The organism is Pleurocapsa sp. FMAR1, assembly GCF_963665995.1.
Lineage (GTDB): Bacteria > Cyanobacteriota > Cyanobacteriia > Cyanobacteriales > Xenococcaceae > Waterburya.
In genome coordinates this window covers 3239734-3256416 of the sequence record NZ_OY762512.1, presented here as the reverse complement: position 1 = coordinate 3256416, position 16683 = coordinate 3239734, and the positions used below count along the sequence as shown (strand labels likewise).

General features: G+C 39.1%; 14 protein-coding genes. 6 read left to right on the top strand and 8 right to left on the bottom strand.

Annotated features, from left to right (window positions below):
* Positions 1-40: 40 nt before the first annotated feature.
* Both SLP02_RS15840 and galE read right to left on the bottom strand, forming a co-directional pair.
* Positions 41-748 (bottom strand): precorrin-2 C(20)-methyltransferase, encoded by a 708-nt coding sequence (locus SLP02_RS15840; protein ID WP_319421659.1) that lies wholly within the window; start codon positions 746-748, stop codon positions 41-43.
* Between the two features lie 137 nt (positions 749-885).
* The gene (gene galE, locus SLP02_RS15835; RefSeq protein ID WP_319421658.1) at positions 886-1860 is read right to left on the bottom strand and encodes a UDP-glucose 4-epimerase GalE; all 975 of its coding nucleotides are present in this window, start codon (positions 1858-1860) and stop codon (positions 886-888) included.
* Positions 1861-2214: 354 nt separating this feature from the next.
* Here galE and SLP02_RS15830 point away from each other — a divergent pair, with 354 nt between their 5' ends.
* Positions 2215-3696 carry a DEAD/DEAH box helicase gene (locus tag SLP02_RS15830; protein ID WP_319421657.1) on the top strand — a complete coding sequence of 494 codons (1482 nt, stop codon included), beginning with the start codon at positions 2215-2217 and terminating at the stop codon, positions 3694-3696.
* Between the two features lie 42 nt (positions 3697-3738).
* Here SLP02_RS15830 and SLP02_RS15825 read toward each other — a convergent pair whose 3' ends face one another.
* Entirely contained in the window at positions 3739-3879 is a 141-nt protein-coding gene (locus SLP02_RS15825; RefSeq protein ID WP_319421656.1) for a hypothetical protein, read from the bottom strand.
* Positions 3880-4100: 221 nt separating this feature from the next.
* Here SLP02_RS15825 and SLP02_RS15820 point away from each other — a divergent pair, with 221 nt between their 5' ends.
* Positions 4101-7094 (top strand): choice-of-anchor Q domain-containing protein, encoded by a 2994-nt coding sequence (locus tag SLP02_RS15820; RefSeq protein WP_319421655.1) that lies wholly within the window; start codon positions 4101-4103, stop codon positions 7092-7094.
* A 163-nt stretch (positions 7095-7257) separates the two neighbouring features.
* On the opposite strand, the gene SLP02_RS15815 is transcribed toward SLP02_RS15820, so the two are convergent.
* The 3 genes from SLP02_RS15815 to SLP02_RS15805 form a co-directional block, all read right to left on the bottom strand.
* On the bottom strand, positions 7258-7407 hold the full coding sequence (locus SLP02_RS15815; RefSeq protein ID WP_319421654.1) for a hypothetical protein: 150 nt from the start codon (positions 7405-7407) through the stop codon (positions 7258-7260).
* Positions 7408-7436: 29 nt separating this feature from the next.
* Positions 7437-8315, bottom strand: a complete 879-nt coding sequence (locus SLP02_RS15810; RefSeq protein WP_319421653.1) for a universal stress protein — start codon at positions 8313-8315, stop codon at positions 7437-7439.
* A gap of 178 nt (positions 8316-8493) precedes the next feature.
* The gene (locus SLP02_RS15805) at positions 8494-8688 is read right to left on the bottom strand and encodes an NblA/ycf18 family protein (protein WP_319421652.1); all 195 of its coding nucleotides are present in this window, start codon (positions 8686-8688) and stop codon (positions 8494-8496) included.
* 599 nt (positions 8689-9287) lie between these two features.
* Between SLP02_RS15805 and SLP02_RS15800 the strand changes: the two genes are divergently transcribed.
* Together SLP02_RS15800 and rpiA are read left to right on the top strand one after the other, a co-directional pair.
* Complete coding sequence (locus SLP02_RS15800; RefSeq protein WP_319421651.1) at positions 9288-9758, top strand: RNA recognition motif domain-containing protein; 471 nt, start codon at positions 9288-9290, stop codon at positions 9756-9758.
* Between the two features lie 265 nt (positions 9759-10023).
* Positions 10024-10725: a ribose-5-phosphate isomerase RpiA gene (rpiA, locus tag SLP02_RS15795; protein WP_319421650.1), complete on the top strand. Its 702-nt coding sequence runs from the start codon at positions 10024-10026 to the stop codon at positions 10723-10725.
* Positions 10726-10860: 135 nt separating this feature from the next.
* Here rpiA and SLP02_RS15790 read toward each other — a convergent pair whose 3' ends face one another.
* Positions 10861-13107, bottom strand: coding sequence for a DUF4394 domain-containing protein (locus SLP02_RS15790; RefSeq protein WP_319421649.1), 2247 nt, complete (start codon positions 13105-13107; stop codon positions 10861-10863).
* 263 nt (positions 13108-13370) lie between these two features.
* Positions 13371-14837: a serine/threonine protein kinase gene (locus SLP02_RS15785; RefSeq protein ID WP_319421648.1), complete on the bottom strand. Its 1467-nt coding sequence runs from the start codon at positions 14835-14837 to the stop codon at positions 13371-13373.
* Between the two features lie 78 nt (positions 14838-14915).
* Between SLP02_RS15785 and SLP02_RS15780 the strand changes: the two genes are divergently transcribed.
* Together SLP02_RS15780 and SLP02_RS15775 are read left to right on the top strand one after the other, a co-directional pair.
* The gene (locus SLP02_RS15780) at positions 14916-15137 is read left to right on the top strand and encodes a hypothetical protein (RefSeq protein WP_319421647.1); all 222 of its coding nucleotides are present in this window, start codon (positions 14916-14918) and stop codon (positions 15135-15137) included.
* Positions 15138-15257: 120 nt separating this feature from the next.
* A complete protein-coding gene (locus tag SLP02_RS15775; RefSeq protein ID WP_413467387.1) occupies positions 15258-16625 on the top strand; it encodes a glycoside hydrolase 100 family protein in 1368 nt (455 codons plus the stop codon).
* Positions 16626-16683: the final 58 nt, after the last annotated feature.

The window sequence follows — 16683 nt, the reverse complement described above, 5'->3', positions numbered from 1 at the left end:
AAGCCTTTGAAATATTTGTTGATTTCACCAGCTTAAAAGTTTAGCTATTGTTAATGAGCATAATTGAAAAGTAAGACAGTTTAAGCTGAGGATAGTTGGCAAGATCATCATATATTTTTTGCTCAGGAAAAGTTGCTTTTTCGACAATATAGCTAGAATTTAAGAGATTTCGCTGCTCTAAAATTTGCCAAACCTGCTGGTAAACAGAACTTACTTTGAGTAATACAATTATCTCTGCCCAGTCCAAAGCTATTTCTAATTCTTTAACTGTATGTAGAGCAGGTAATACCGCCAAACGCTGATGGTTGATGGTGAGAGGTATCTTTAAGACAGAGGCGATCGCCATTGGCGAACAAACTCCAGGGACAGTTTCTATCTTTGCTTCTGGATGCGATCGCTCTAAAGCTTGAGCTAAATAAGTAAAGGTGCTATAAAAGCTAACGTCTCCTAAACAGGCAAAAGTAATGTTTACTCCCTGGTCAAGATACTGCCAAACTTGGTCTGCTGCTTCTGACCAAGCTGCTTGTAAAACTTCCACATCTTGAGTGTAAGGAAACTTTAAGGGCAAAATTTGCTGTTGTGGCTGTAACCAACGCTCAATAATATTTTGAGCTATTCCTGGACGATTATTAATACCAGCAGGAAAGGCAATAATATCGCTAGTTTGTAAGATCCGTAATCCTTTGACAGTAATTAATTCAGGATCCCCTGTGCCGACACTAACGCCGTATAAAATACCTGGTTTCACGCTTTAGTCTCGATTCATGATGTTTGAGCCAGTTTTTACCATAACCTTATCTTGGTGATTTTAGTTTCGCTAGTCCTAAAGATGTTGCGTCGTAGTTGTCGGACTATTAAGGCTTCACCATTATCAAATAAGTTTAGCTACTTAATTTTTTTCTTTTCCCACTCTAAAGCCGAACTAACAATCTTATCTAAAGAATTGTGTTGTGGTTGCCAGCCAATAACTTCGCGAATTTTGTCTCCTGATGCTACTACACAAGCAGGATCTCCTTGTCTACGAAGAGTCTCCTCAATCGGAAAATCTACTCCTGAAATCTCTTTGATTTTGGATAATACTTCTCTAACGCTATAGCCAGTACCATAGCCGCAGTTTAAAATTTGACTGGGGGATTCTGTTTCTAAATAAGCTAAAGCATCTACATGGGCAGCAGCTAAGTCTTCGACATGAATATAGTCGCGGATGCCTGTGCCGTCTGGAGTTGAATAATCTGTACCAAAGATACTAGCAGATGGACGAATACTCAAAGCTGCATCACAACCTACTCGAATCAAGTGAGCAGCTTTACCCATTTGACCGATTTTGCCTGAACTATCTGCTCCTGCAACGTTAAAATAACGTAAGATTACATATTTAAGTCTTGAACTTTGAGCATAGTCACAGATAATCCTCTCGCTCATCAATTTAGATTGACCATAAGGATTGATCGGCAAAGTTGAAGCTGTTTCTTGAACAGGGTAATTTTTAATTTCTCCATATACGGCTGCGGTACTGGCAAAAATAAACCGATTAACACCAAACTCTTCACAACACTGCAATACATTAATTACGTTACAAGTATTGTTGTGATAGTATGCCAAAGGTTTTTCTAATGATTCGGGAACAGAAATACTAGCTGCAAAGTGTAGCACTGCGTCGAATTTGTGTTGAGCAAAAACTTGTGCTAGCTGTTCGGTATTGCTAAGTTCACCTTTAATTAATTCTCCATATAATACAGCGATCGCTGAACCTGTAGATAGGTTGTCGTAAATCACAATTTCGTAACCTGCTTCTCCTAGCATTTTTACAGTATGAGAACCAATGTAACCAGCACCGCCGGTAACTAAAACCTTTGACATGGTGATTTATACTAAAAAGACTTTTAACCTACAATTTGTTATAGAGAAAGAAAAATTAATTGCTCTAAATTTCAGAAATTTTCCAACTTATACTTGAAGATTTTCAGGTTTTGTTGATAATACTATTCACTAAGCTCGGTCGCTGTTTTGTATTTGTTTTTAGCTTGTCTTACCTATTCTGTACCTTTGTTATACGGTATCAATATATCAATATTTGAAATATTGATTCAATAATTGCTATGTTTAATAGCAGATTAATATTTTATTTAAGTGTCAAAAAACTAGCTTTAATAATATTAATTGGCAATTGAATAGTTAATAAATAGGTTTACCTGTTCTTTATTTTATCTGTATATGCCTCGATCGCCTAAATTAAAATTTGATCGTGGAACTTTAATTCTCCATCCTCCACCCAAGGGAAAAGCCTGGTTAGACTATGCAACCTGGGACGATCGCGTTGAAAAGTTTCGCATACCTGCAATTTATTATCGTCCTTTGGTTGAAGCACTTCAAGCAGACGATAAAAACATTATTGATGATGCTAAAGAATTTTATAACCTAGAGTTAAAAGCTGTATCGCAGTTTGAACCCTATCCCCATCAAGCAGAAGCACTACAGGCTTGGAAACAAGCCAAAAGACAGGGAGTAGTAGTTTTACCCACCGCAGCAGGAAAAACTTATCTAGCACAGCTAGCAATGGAAGCTACCCCCCGCACAACCCTAATTGTGGTGCCGACTTTAGATTTGATGCACCAGTGGTATGCTCAAATTGAAGCCGCTTTTCCCCAGGCGGAAATAGGCTTATTAGGTGGTGGTTCGCGCGATCGCACTCCTATTCTGATTGCCACCTACCACAGCGCAGCTATACACGCCGAAACCCTGGGAAATCGCTATGCACTCCAGATCTTCGATGAGTGCCACCATTTACCTACAGACTTTTTTAAAGTAATTGCCGAATACGCGATCGCACCCTATCGTTTGGGCTTAACTGCAACTCCCGAACGTAGCGACGGTACACACCGCCATTTAGATACCTTAATTGGCAAAATAGTCTATCGTAAAACCCCTGAAGAACTCTCTGGCGGTGCTTTAGCCGAACATAAAATAGTACAGATGAGAGTCAAGCTGTTGGCTGTAGAACAGGAGAAATATGAGAAAGCGATCGCCACTAGAAGCAAGTTCCTACGTCAGTCTAATATATCTTTAGGTAGCCTTGAAGGATGGCAGCTATTTGTTCAAGCCAGCGCGCGATCGCCCGAGGGTAGAAAAGCCATGTTAGCGCACCGTGAAGCTAAAGAGATCGCCTTGGGTACAGATGCCAAACTCCGTATCTTGATCGATCTGATCCAAAAACATCATGCCGAACGCATTTTAATCTTTACCAACGACAACGCTACGGTTTATCGTATCTCCCAACAGTTTCTGATCCCTGCCATCACCTATCAAACCGCAGTCAAAGAGCGTCATGAGATACTAACCAGATTTAAAGCAGGTGAATATAAAACCTTAGTCGCCTCTCATGTACTTAACGAGGGTGTAGATGTTCCCGATGCCAGAATAGCTATTATCCTTTCGGGTACAGGCTCAACTAGAGAATATATCCAAAGGTTGGGTAGAGTGCTGAGAAAAGGCAACACCAGCAACAAACAGGCAATTCTCTACGAAGTTGTTACCGAAAACACCAGCGAAGAAAGAACCTCCCAACGTCGTCGGGGGGAACAAGACGACGACCGACCTAGACAGCTAAAGCTAATTACAACTCCCAAACCTAAAGTTAAAAAACGGCAGCTTAAAGCAGCCGAGGAATCTAAGCAATGGAATACTGAAGAAGAATAATTGACCAAACGTATGCTCAATTGAAAAATAAATTTTGCCAATTTATAGATAAAAGTTTTTTAGATAAAAACTAATATTACATTCTGATAACGGCAACCAACTTAAGACGGGACATACCACTATCTGTCCTCCATCTTCTCGATCTTGAATGCGATCGCCAAGTTGAGATTTTAGTTTAGCCACAAACTAAAAAATACATATATCTTAATAATGCTCTTAAAACAAGACCTGTTATACAGGACATTAAGATTCTGCGCTTAGAAAAATTTTTACTGCGAATAGTATAGACAAGTACAAAATCTAGTTGAAATCGCGATCGCGCCTACGACATAGCTTCGCTACGCAATTTTGCAACTATCGAAAGTTTTCTCAACAATACTTCAAGTTCCTAAAGCTTAAAAATTATGGAAAATTCCCCAGAGAATCTAAGTCTAAATAATCCTATTGTTACGATTTTAGATGACGAAGATGATGGAAACTTAGCTGCAAATGACATTTCCCTGCGCGAGGCAATTGTCCATAGCCAAGATGGAAGTAAAGTTAGCTTCGATAATAGCCTGAAGAATAAAACTATTTTGCTGACTCGTGGCGAATTAAATATCGATAAAAGTCTAACTCTTCAAGGTTTTGATAATGGTCAACTGACTATAGATGGTAATAATAAAAGTCGAGTTTTCAACATTGGCGATCGCTCTCAAAAAACTTTAGACGTAACCTTAGAGAATTTAGCTATTACAGGTGGTAATGCTGACAAGCAAGATGGTGGTGGAATTAAAAATACAGACAATTTAACTATTAACAATAGTACTATAACTGGCAATACAGCTAAAGATGGCGGGGGTATTTATAATACTTCCAATGATACTGATGATGATTTCCAAGAGTATGATGCAACAACAACCATTAACAACAGCGTAATTAGTAATAACACGGCTAAAAACACTGGCGGCGGTGTTTCCTTAAATAGCAATAGTTTTACTTCCGGCGATCCTAATACTTTAATTGTGAATGGTAGTATCATCAGTGGCAATTCAGCTAAATCTGGTAGTGGCGGTGGTATTTATGGCTATGCCGTATCGATAAAAATTAGAAATAGCGACATTTATCAAAATGATGCCAAATTTGGTAGGGGTGGTGGTATTTACAATGATGATGTCACGATTATAGATAGTACTATTAGTGAAAATAAAGCTAAATCTGGTGGCGGTATTTCCTCTAATTTTGCTGATATAGTCAACAGCACTATCAATAGTAATCAAGCTGAGATTGGTGCTGGTATTAATATTGATGGATCTGATGCCAGCAGTACTATTTGTAATAGTACTATTAGTGGCAACACCTCGACAGCACTAGGTGGGGGCATTTACTTACATACTCTTTTTGGTAGTTTCAATACCGTAACCAACAGTACCATAGCTGATAACTCGGCTCCAGAAGGTGGAGGAATATATCAACTTGGCTCAGATCAAATAAATATTACCAGCAGCATCATTGCAGGCAACGTAGACAACAATGATGCAAATGGTGCAGGTATCATCTCTGGAGGTAATAACCTAATTGGCAATGGCGATGGTGCGCCAGATTTTGTCAATCTATTTAATGGCGATCTTGTCGGTACTGCTAATAAGCCAATAGATCCCCAACTAGGTGAGCTAAAGGATAATGGTGGAAATACCTTTACTCATGCTCTTTTACCTGAAAGTATAGCGATTAATACAGGTAGCAACCCTGAAAAACTAACTACCGATCAACGGGGGAAAGGGTTTGAGCGTGTTTTGTTTGATGCCCCTGATATTGGAGCTTTTGAAGCCGATACTGACTCGATTTACGATCTCCCGTTTCTGCCACCAGAACCAACATCAAGGATAGTAACAACTCTCGATGATGAAGATGATGGTGATTTGAGTGTAGATGATATTTCCCTGCGAGAAGCAATTCTAGAGAGCAATTCTGGAGATAGTATTACTTTCGATCCTAGCCTTAGTGGCGGAAAGATTACTCTGACTTTAGGAGAGTTAGCTGTAGACAAAAGCCTAAATATAACTGGCTTAGGTGCAGATAAGTTAACCATAGATGCTGATAACAAGAGTCGGGTATTTAATGTTGATAATGGTTCTGATAGCGATCTTGATGTGACCATCGGCAAATTAACTATCAGCGGCGCAAATGCTGGCGAAGAAGGTGGAGGAGGGATTAATAATCACGAAAATCTGACAGTTAACAAATCAATTATTAGCGATAATTCAGCTCAAGGTGGTGGTGGTGTATTGACGAACAACTTTGCCACAACAACTATCAATAACTCTACTGTTAGCGATAATTCAGCTCAAGGTGGTGGTGGTGTGTCAAATTCTGACTCTACTACTACTATCAATAACTCTACTATTAGCAACAACAATTCGACGAAATATGGAGGTGGCGGTATTTCTAGCTCCAGTTTCGAGGGTGGGTCAACTATAGTTAACAACAGTACGATTAGTGGTAATACTGCTAAGGGTCAAGGTGGCGGTATTGATGCTTTTGATACCATATTAGAAGTTAACAATAGTACAATTACTAAAAATACTGCTATGAATAGCCGTAATTTTCCTGGAGGCAACGGTAGTGGAGTCTCTGCTCAATTTTCCAGCAGTACTTTTACTAGCAGTATTATTTCTGGCAATGGCAAAAATGATGATTTTTTAGGCAATGGTACAAGCGGTGGTAATAATTTAATTGGTAATGCAGATAATACAAAAGCTTTTAGCGATGGTGTCAAGGGAGATTTAGTCGGCACTGCTGATGCTCCTGCCAAATCTCGCTTAGGTGAGTTGAAAGACAATGGCGGTTTGACTTTTACTCATGCTCTGCTTCCCGACTCCTCAGCAATTAATGCAGGTAACAACTCCAAAAAACTAACTACCGACCAGCGAGGATTAGAACGTTCTCTTCTACAAACCGACATTGGTGCGTATGAAGTTCAACCAGGATCGATTGATACTGCTAATCTTGAGATTATTGATGGCGGTCTAGGTGATGATATCTTAACTGGCACCACTAAGAAAAATATCCTGAACGGTAAGGCTGGCAATGATACTCTCAACGGTGGTCAGCAGTTCGATCGACTAAACGGTGGCGATGGTGATGATGTTTTGATCGGCAATGGAGGGATTGATGTTCTTCTTGGCGAAGAGGGAAAGGATCTGTTTTATTTAGAAAATATAAAAGGAAGTCTCGATTGGATTCGTGATTTTGAACTTAATCAAGATCGCCTTGGTTTAGCTGATAATATTACCGACGATGAACTGGAAATTGCTGGTAGAGTTAATAGCTTTATTAGTTATCAAGGTGAGCAGTTGGCAGTAGTGCTGGGTGTCAGTCCGAGCCAACTAACTCAAGAACAGTTTCAAGAGATATAGCAATACGAGGCTGTGTTAAAACACTCCCTGCGGTGGGTACACCTTAGCTACTTTTTACTTTTTACTTTCTTGGTGCGCGTTCCCTAGCAAGGGAATGCTTTGCGATGCTGAACCATGCGCGGGGGTCGCACCGCTAACCGATTGACGTACTGCGATATAAGCTCTAGACAGGCATAGTGCGATCGCCCAAAAACTTCAATTTATTTTCTTGGCAATATTTGATAATGCGATCGCCATAAGTATTAGTAACTTTATGAGGGCGTAAGATATGCGGGCTAATGGGTCGCGGTATGCCCGCATATACGCTCGACAAGACAGCTAAGAGCTACAATTATGGTAAGTTTACTTTTTAGGCGAGAATAATAACACTGGAAACCAGCTACTACGCATCAAGTCATTAGCAAAACTACGAACTGTCCACTGCAAAAGGCTGTTACGATAATCTGTGGCGATCGCGATCGCACTAATATCAAAGTCTAATGCAGTCATGGTAATCTCTTGTAAAGGATTGCCTTGCTTGACTAGAGTATTAACTTCAATATCCAAAGCCTTTAATTCTTGTTTAACTGAATCTAGCTTGCTTTGGGCATCTTTCAGCCGTTGTTCAACCATCATTGACTTTCTACCGCCATCGTCAACCACGCTCATCAACATACACTGCTTGAGAGAATTTTCTGGGCGATCCTGGGCATATTTCTTAATCTCTTCTATTAAATAGTGAGCAGTTTCACTATCATTATAAGGAATAAGTAAATACCGCCAAAGGTGCTGACAGCGCAAGTCTAACTCTTCGCGAGTATAGGTAGTAATCAGTTCTGGGCGAATAATATTAAGAGGTTGACTAGTGATTTTTGCCAAGCCTGTACTAGTACTACCAAAAAAGCTTTCTTGCAGCGAACTTCTGATCGGCGTTCCTGTCATGATTACATCTATCTGATGTTTCTTTAATATTCTAGGAATTGTGTCGAGGGGTTTGCCTGAAAGAACCTCGATTTGAACATCTATTGATTCAGAGGCATTTTCTAAAGCTATCTGAAAACGTTGTTTAGCTTTTTCTACTTTTTCTTCATCTATTCTGGGAACTTCTCCTTCTTGCCAAAAAGGAACACTATGGAAGAAGACAATTTTTTTTAAACCGCACTGAGACAGACTAGGTACACAGTCAACAAAGCGATACAAACCATCGGTAAAGTCAGTGCAAATCAAGCAGCTTTGAAACATAGAAGCTAAATAGCGAATATCTTTTTTCTAACACTAGCAAAAAAAGTATTATTAGTTTCTATAATCTTAATTTTCTTAGTCTTTCACCTGAGTCTAAACCCCATCAACCCCAGCTTTTTTCAATGGAAACCAGCAAGAGAAGGAGGCTGCATGATTCAAGAGGTGCGCAGATTTATCTTTATGCTCCAGGTGGAGAATCTATACCCCACTGATGGCGGATAAAGTTTTGATACATATTATCTTTAATTAACATTTGTTCATATAGTTTTACCAAAAAATCTTGAGCCTGTTCGTGACTCATCCCTTTTACCTGACTTTCAAAAGAGCGAATATTAAACTTTTGCTCCAAAGATAATTCCATTGAGTTTGACATTTTATGTGTACTTCCATCTATGACTTAACAACGACATTTTGACTTTAATATTATCTAATGTAACAATTAATTGACATTAGATAATATTAGTTATATATCTGGCGATAGTTAATTGTCAATTGTTGGCTAGATTTTTCCTCCTAAAGGAAGATTGTCAAGAAAAAAAAGCAAATTTAAGAGAACATATTGGTCAATGGTGTAAACATTCTGTAATAATTAGAGATAGTGCAGAATTTAAAATATAATTCAATTTTTTAAATTGAATGTGAACTGCTTTGGGTTTTCTAAAGCACAGCATGGACTCAAATCAATGGGCATTTTGCGTTATACAGGTGTTTTGATACTGTGGCAGTAATTAGTAGCGTCATATTTAATAGCTGGTACATTTTCAGGGTGCAACCTTAGTGTTTTTTTTCTGGATAGCTTTAGAAAGGGTAAATGTTTGGGTGCGTATTTGTGTACAGTTGAAATAGTTACTTAAAAAGCTCCATCTATAAATAAAGCTTTTGGACAATTTAGTATATTTTGGCGTAGCTGCCATCAGAAAAGCGTTCGCTCTGCACACTATTTTAAAATTAAACTAGCTTGGGAGATACAGTATGTCTATCCGTTTGTATGTAGGTAATTTACCTAAAGAAGAAATTGATCGCGAAGCCTTGGCAACTATGTTTGCTGAATCTGAACAGATCACAACCAAAGTGATTAAAGACCGTAAAACAGGAAAATGTCGTGGTTTTGCTTTTGTTACTGTCGAAAGTGATGAAGCAGCAGACCAATTTATTGAAAAATATAATGGTCAATCGTTTATGGATAATCCTTTGAAAATTGAAAAGGCTTTACCACGTTCTAAAGGAGATGAAGAAGGCGCACCAGTGGCAGAAGGTAACGCTAATAACGCTCCTAAACCCAAAGTCAACAACGCTAACGCTAGTAACAATACTAAGCGTAGTGGTAAAAAATCTAGTAGTAGCAGCAGCAGTCAAAAACAGCAGGGTAGTATTCAACCAGATCCTCGCTGGGCAGATGAATTAGCTAAACTCAAAGAAATGTTAGCCTCTGCTAATAATTAGATTTATTTATAGTTAGTCAGTAACAGTTCGTTTGTAGCTATAGGCTTCAGGTTTTGACCACTCATTGAACATTTTTTGGTTTCAAGCCTACTTCCAAACCAATGTTAAATGCTAAACGCTCAATGAAATGACACGGTGACAATAACTCTCTAGGTAACTAGGAGGAATTGGACACCGTAATTTTTTTAGGGTTTTGGGAAAATATCTGCGAAAATAAGTCCCAGATTGAATAAATCCAACAAGATAATATACGGAGATAAAATCAATGAGCGATCCTGTCAAAACTATGAAGCAAGAGGTAGGGAAAGCTGCTGCCGATCGCGTAAAATCAGACTCTATCGTCGGACTAGGATCTGGTTCTACTGCTGCCTATGCTATTGAGTATATAGGCGATCGCCTGGCAAAGGGGGAAATTAAAAATATTGTCGGTGTACCTACTTCTTTTCAGGCAGAAGTATTGGCAAAAAAATTTAACATCCCCTTAGTTACTCTAGATGCTATCGATCATATTGATATTGCGATCGATGGTGCGGATGAAGTCGATCCTCAAAAAAACTTAATTAAAGGTGGTGGCGCAGCACACACTCGTGAAAAGGTTGTAGATTCTCTAGCTAAAGAATTTATTGTCGTCGTAGATGAAGGCAAACTAGTTGATAAACTCGGTTCAACTTTCTTGCTGCCTGTAGAAGTAATTCCTATGGCGGTTGCTCCTGTGATGCGAAGCTTAGAAAAGCTAGGGGGAAAACCAGAATTGCGGATGGGTGTAAAAAAAGCTGGACCAGTGGTCACAGACCAAGGCAATTTAGTTATTGATGTAAAATTTGACCATATTACCAACCCTGAGGAAATGGAAAAAACGATCAATAATTTTCCAGGAGTGCTAGAAAATGGCTTGTTCGTTGGCGTGGCAGATATTATTCTAGTCGGCAAGATTGTAGACGGTAAATCTGAAATTAGTCAGTTTTAGTAACGGTCGCTAAATCCGCCAACAGAGTGATGGGGTATGGCGAAGTTTCCTCGCCATACCCCATCACGTTCAAACTTGGAAGACTTTGAGTTAATTTACTCTCCCAAGTTTGAGATCGACAAAGGGCGATTTATTTTAGACAAAATCAGTAACGACAGTTAATCCCTGAAGGTTATCAGCATTTGAATCATCAATTTCACCAATTTCACCCAAACTCAACGCTTCTCCCGTACCAAGGTTAACGGAATAGAAAGTTGAGTCTGAGACAGCAAAAGCTGCATTATCTCCATCAAGAGAAGAGACAATATCAAAGCCACCCAAAGTATCAATATCAATTCCCAAATCGCCGACGCTAACTAAAGTTCCTTCATTGGGCGGATCTTGTAGCACCAAGTCATTTAACAGAGTATCAATATCGTATAGCTGAGTGCTATCAGTACCATCAAAAGAGTTAGTATAAGCAGCAGCAGTAATATTGGGGTTTACGCCCTGATTGAAATCGCTTTCATCGAAAGCCAAAGTTCCATCAACGGTTACTTCGCCAGTGTCCACATTGATCCGAAGGTCTTGATCATTATCTCCTACCAAACGCAGGCGATCGGCAGCAGGATTAAAGTCAAATCCCGATATAGTTCCTCCTTCAAAGGGCGTATCTAGGGTGCTGATGTATGTAGCTGCACCGCTATCTGCATCAATGGTATAAATATTATTGGCAGTAGAAATACCGTAGATAGAGCCATCGGCAGGACGAGTATCAATACCGAGTAATGTTCCTTCTACTCCCGTAATTTCTACTGAATCTGAATCTGTTAGGTTATCAGAAGCGAAAGAAACTAAAGTATTGTTATCAGTTAAGGCTACAAATTTGGAGTTGGCTAAAATTTCGTCAATTGTTGGTGGAGCTTGAACTGCGGTCAATCCTTGTAAATTTAAAGGATCAATTGAGCCAACATCGCCTAAACTATTGGCTGCACCACTTTCTAAATCTATCGAATATAAAGTCGTGTTAGAAACAGCAAAAGCTGTATTATCGCCTTCTACAGCAGAAACAATGTCAAATCCACCTAGAGTATCAAAATCAATGCCTAAATCGCCAACGGTAACTAATGTGCCATCGTTAGGAGGATCTTGCAATACTACGTCATTTAACAAAGTATCAATATCGTATAGCTGAGTGGAAATAGTGCCATCAAAGGAGTTAGTATAGGCAGCAGCAGTAACGTTAGGATTTACGCCCTCATTAGAATCTCCTGAACCGAATGCTAAAGTCCCATCAACGGTTACTTCTCCCGTATCTACGTTAATCCGAAAGTCTTGATCGTTATCTCCTACTAAACGCAGGCGATCGGCAACAGGATTAAAGTCAAATCCCGATATAGTTCCCCCTTCAAAGGGCGTATCAAGGGTGCTAACATAAATAGCTGCACCGCTATCCGCATCAATAGTATAAATATTATTGGCAGTTGAAATACCGTAAATAGAACCATCGGCAGGACGAGTATCAATACCCAACAACGTACCTTCAACTCCAGTAACATCGGTAAACTGACTTGCACCAGGATTATTAGAGTCAAATGAGACTAATGAGTTATGGTCGGTTAAGGCTACAAGCTGAGAAACATCTGTTGATTTTTGTGCTTTGATTTCTCCTGCTGCTACAGGTGCAGTAATGCGGAAAGCTTCGCCATTACCCAGATCCATCCCTGCTGGTGCTGTTCCCATAGCAGTTTCGTCGATCGCCTCAGAAGTTTCTGTAGGAATTGTCAAACCATGTACAACCACTTCTCGCTCGTCTAGGGGCGTTAAATTGTTATACTGACGCAGTTGATCTGGATCGTTTAAGTCGAAGGTATAGGTAGTATCTAGATTAAACTCTGTGCCTGAAGGAAATAGCTCGGCTGGATTAATTTCACCTGCTGTCGCTAAATTGAGGAAATTAGTTAGAGGTGGTGTGCCATCTGGTGCTGATTCAATCTGTTCTGAGGTCAAATTGAGAACTACTGGACCATAGTTGGGACGACCTTCAAGGAAATTAACAAAGCCATCACCGTCAACATCACTATTGGCTACAGTTGGCAGAATTGAATTTACGGGTTCTCCTCCCGTCCCATCAAAAAAGCTACCATCACCCTGTTCTAAGAGAGGCTTGTCAGCATTTCCTACAAACTGTCCGTGAATATGGGCAACGTGGACTCCACCAATATCGCTAAGATCTTCTAAGTCGCTAGCGTCAACTTGAACTCGCAGAGTACGAGTATCTTTAGTTGGTGCATCAAGGGTTAGTTTCGCCTCGCCACTGGCATCAGAACCAAATGAACTGTTGAGTGTACTTAAATCTACTTTGTATTCCATAAAAATTAAATCTCTGGCTAATTTTTTCATAGCGAAACTTGCCCTATTTTTTAATAAATAGAACAAGCGATCGCCTTTTGCGGTTGCAAAATCCGTATACTATCGTGGGACTCATGCTAATCGCTGCACAACCCTAAAAGGTCTAAGAGATAGATAGTATCCCTAACTTTTATCTAGCCTATTTAGAAACCTCAATTAGGATTGTCACGGCAGACAGAGATTAATTTAACTCTGCCTCTATTGTTAGTACGCTCATGCAAGGCAATTGGATTCATCTAAACTTTAAATTTAAATTAATGAAAATCTGCTTCCCAAACCGCTATATAGATGCGGTCTTTCTGATTGCGCTGAATAATACCTTTTAAGCCATTTACCGAAAAATCATAGGTAGTTTTTTGACGACGATATACGGCTTGTAATCCTTGTTTTAAGTCAGGGGTGGGTTCTACTGCCAAAAGCGAATCTAGGGCAGAGTAGACTGTATTAAAGTTAGTTGCAGGTGGAACAGCTATTTCTGCTTGACGCAGCTTATTTGTTTGAGTGTCAAACACATATCCCAGGTCAATTCCCTTGGAAACAACATTTTCATAAGACCAGGCAATACTATTTGCCCAAAAACCTGGTTGGCGCCAAACAGGTTCTCCTAAAGCCTGAAGGATTTTGCTTTCTGAAGTCCCAGGAATAAAAATTACAGCTTGAAGAGCATTATTCTTAGTTGGTAAATTCTTGGTTTTCTTATCTATAGGTTCAATATCATCGTCAGTTGGGAGAAGCAATTTAGCTTGGGAGTCTAACAAGTTTATCGGTGGTCGCTCATCAAGTTCCGAGGTTAGGTAATTCAAGCCTAGACACACCCAAGTAAGCTGTATACCAATCATGAAATATATTGCCCATGATTTTAAGCGAAATTTATGAGTATTTGTCGGAGTTAAAGATGATGTTGCTTTGGGAAACTGCAACGCTGAAAGCATTTCCTTGGCAGAAGCAAATCTTTGACTATAATTAGGAGCGATCGCACGTTCGATGACTACCATTAGATTCTGATTAGAAGCAGTCCTTTTTTGTTGTTCAAAATTGCTTTGATTTATTTCAAAATCGAAAGTTAGTGGCGATTTCCCTGTTAAAAGATGAATCGCTGTTAAACCTAAACTATAGAGGTCGTTATTATAAGTTGTATGCCCCATTGCTTGTTCTAGAGACATATATCCTGGTGTACCAACTATGAGTTTTTGGCGACGAGTGCTAACCCTGTGGGCAACACCAAAATCAATCAGCACTGGTAAATTATCTTTTGCCCGTAAAATAATGTTGCTTGGTTTAATATCGCGGTGAACAATTCCCAAGCTATGAATACATTCTAAAACAGGTAACAAATTTAGTAAAATGTCTCTAGTTTCAGACTCTGATAGCTTTTGTTGACTACTTAATTTTTGTTCTAAAGTAACTCCTTGAATCCATTCCTGCACCAAATATAAACCGTGAGAATCACTGAAGTAATCATAAAATTGGCAGATTTGAGAATGTTTACCAGCAAGTTTTTTTAATATTTGGGCTTCTTCTTGGAAGATTAGCTCTCTTGTCTGCTTTTCCTGAGCAGAAGAAAAATTTAGACACAACTGTTTGATGACGCATTTTTGATGTCTTAAAACTAGATCGCTAGCCAAAAAAACTCTACTGTTGCTACTTTGAGCTATCAATTCATGAAGATAGTAACGTCTGTTTAATAGTTTTTTTCGCGAATCTAAGCTCAAGCTTGTCATATTTAACTCAATCGTCCCAGCAACTTGATTAATAAAAGCAACATCTACACTTAATCTTAGTACGTCTGAAAACTGAAATTGGTTTCAAACAAAAGGTTAAGCATATACCATACTTTTGGTAGACAAAAACCAGACAAAATATCTAATTTAAGCAATTTTGCGAATTTACAATGTCTTTGCTGGTGGTTATATTCGGGTAAATACCGATATGGCAATTTCCAGGATCAAGAAATGAATTTTGAGCAGAAATTAGACATTTTAGGAGCGATCGCGTTTCACTTTGATGATACTAGTGCCTAATTTTGTTGATAAACTAACGATGATATAAAATCAACTATATTAACTAGCAAAACGCCTTACAGCAGATAAAGCTAATTAAAAACCAGCGGTCTCATCATATCTAGGGATTTAAAAAAATTGATTGCCAAACAAAGTTATCTTATCGCTGCCGAGGCATGGCAAGCTCTTGAATCATCTATCATTTATTATCGAGGTCGCCCTATAGGGACTTTGGCTGCTAGTGATTACAGTTCACCCTCACTAAATTACGATCAGTGTTTTGTACGTGACTTTGTTCCGGCAGCCTTGATTTTTCTGATCAGAGGTAGATCCGAAGTCGTCCATAATTTTTTGCTGGAAACCCTAAAACTGCAAATTAAGGAAAAACAGCTAGATTTTCTCGAACCAGGAAGAGGCTTGATGCCCGCTAGTTTTAAAGTGCTGCATCAAGGAGGTGAAGAATTTCTCAAGGCTGATTTTGGCGATCATGCTATTGGTAGAGTTACTCCTGTAGACTCTTGTTTATGGTGGATGTTTTTGTTGAGGGCTTATGTCAGAGCGACAGCAGAAAATTCTTTTGCTCATACTCCAGAAATGCAGAAAGGAATTCGACTCATTATTGAGCTTTGTCTGTCGGCAAGATTTGATATGTATCCAACTTTACTCGTTCCTGATGGGGCGTGCATGATTGACCGTCGTATGGGAATTAATGGGCATCCTTTAGAAATCCAGGCTTTGTTTCATACAACTTTGAAATGTGCCAGAGAATTGCTTTTAAATAATCAGGAAAATGATAAAATTCTCCAAGCAATTGATGGTCGTCTTGCAGCTTTAACCAGCCACATTCGTCACAATTATTGGCTAGATCCAGAAAAGTTAAACGTTATTTATCGCTACCACTCTGAAGAGTATGGAGAAGATGCTTTAAACCAGTTTAATATTTATGCAGAATCTATTCCCTATGCCGAATTAAGCGAATGGTTTCCCGAAGAAGGAGGATATTTGGCAGGCAATCTAGGACCATCCCATTTGGACTGTCGTTTCTTTGCTTTGGGTAATATGATGGCAATTTTATCTTCTTTGGTCATGCGTCAACAGGGGCAAATCATTATGCACACCATCGATACCAAATGGGAAGATTTGGTCGGCTGGATGCCAATGAAAATTTGTTTTCCTGCCCTCAAAGGTAGAGATTGGCAAATACTTACAGGTTGTGACCCCAAAAATCGTCCATGGTCATATCACAACGGGGGCAATTGGCCAGTGTTGTTATGTTTTATGGCAGCAGCAGCGATAAAAATGGATCGTTTAGACTTGGCTAAAAGAGCGATTGAAATTGCAGCCAAACGCTTACATAAAGATGAGTGGGCAGAATATTATGATGGTAAAAACGGTCGCTTAGTCGGCAAAGAAGCCAGAAAATATCAGAATTGGACAATATCTAGTTTTTTATTGGCTCAAGATTTGGTTGATGAACCTAAATATCTTGATTGGATTTGTCATGATTAAAGCTTTAGTCATTATTAGACTTCTTACATAAATATTTTTTAGATATTTTCGATGTTAA

Bases quoted from the DNA above. Each gene is read 5' to 3' on its own strand.
- galE (WP_319421658.1), bottom strand. From the start codon at position 1,860: ATGTCAAAGGTTTTAGTTACCGGCGGTGCTGGTTACATTGGTTCTCAT.
- SLP02_RS15830 (WP_319421657.1), top strand. From the start codon at position 2,215: ATGCCTCGATCGCCTAAATTAAAATTTGATCGTGGAACTTTAATTCTC.
- SLP02_RS15820 (WP_319421655.1), top strand. From the start codon at position 4,101: ATGGAAAATTCCCCAGAGAATCTAAGTCTAAATAATCCTATTGTTACG.
- SLP02_RS15810 (WP_319421653.1), bottom strand. From the start codon at position 8,315: ATGTTTCAAAGCTGCTTGATTTGCACTGACTTTACCGATGGTTTGTAT.
- SLP02_RS15805 (WP_319421652.1), bottom strand. From the start codon at position 8,688: ATGTCAAACTCAATGGAATTATCTTTGGAGCAAAAGTTTAATATTCGC.
- SLP02_RS15800 (WP_319421651.1), top strand. From the start codon at position 9,288: ATGTCTATCCGTTTGTATGTAGGTAATTTACCTAAAGAAGAAATTGAT.
- rpiA (WP_319421650.1), top strand. From the start codon at position 10,024: ATGAGCGATCCTGTCAAAACTATGAAGCAAGAGGTAGGGAAAGCTGCT.
- SLP02_RS15790 (WP_319421649.1), bottom strand. From the start codon at position 13,107: ATGAAAAAATTAGCCAGAGATTTAATTTTTATGGAATACAAAGTAGAT.
- SLP02_RS15785 (WP_319421648.1), bottom strand. From the start codon at position 14,837: ATGACAAGCTTGAGCTTAGATTCGCGAAAAAAACTATTAAACAGACGT.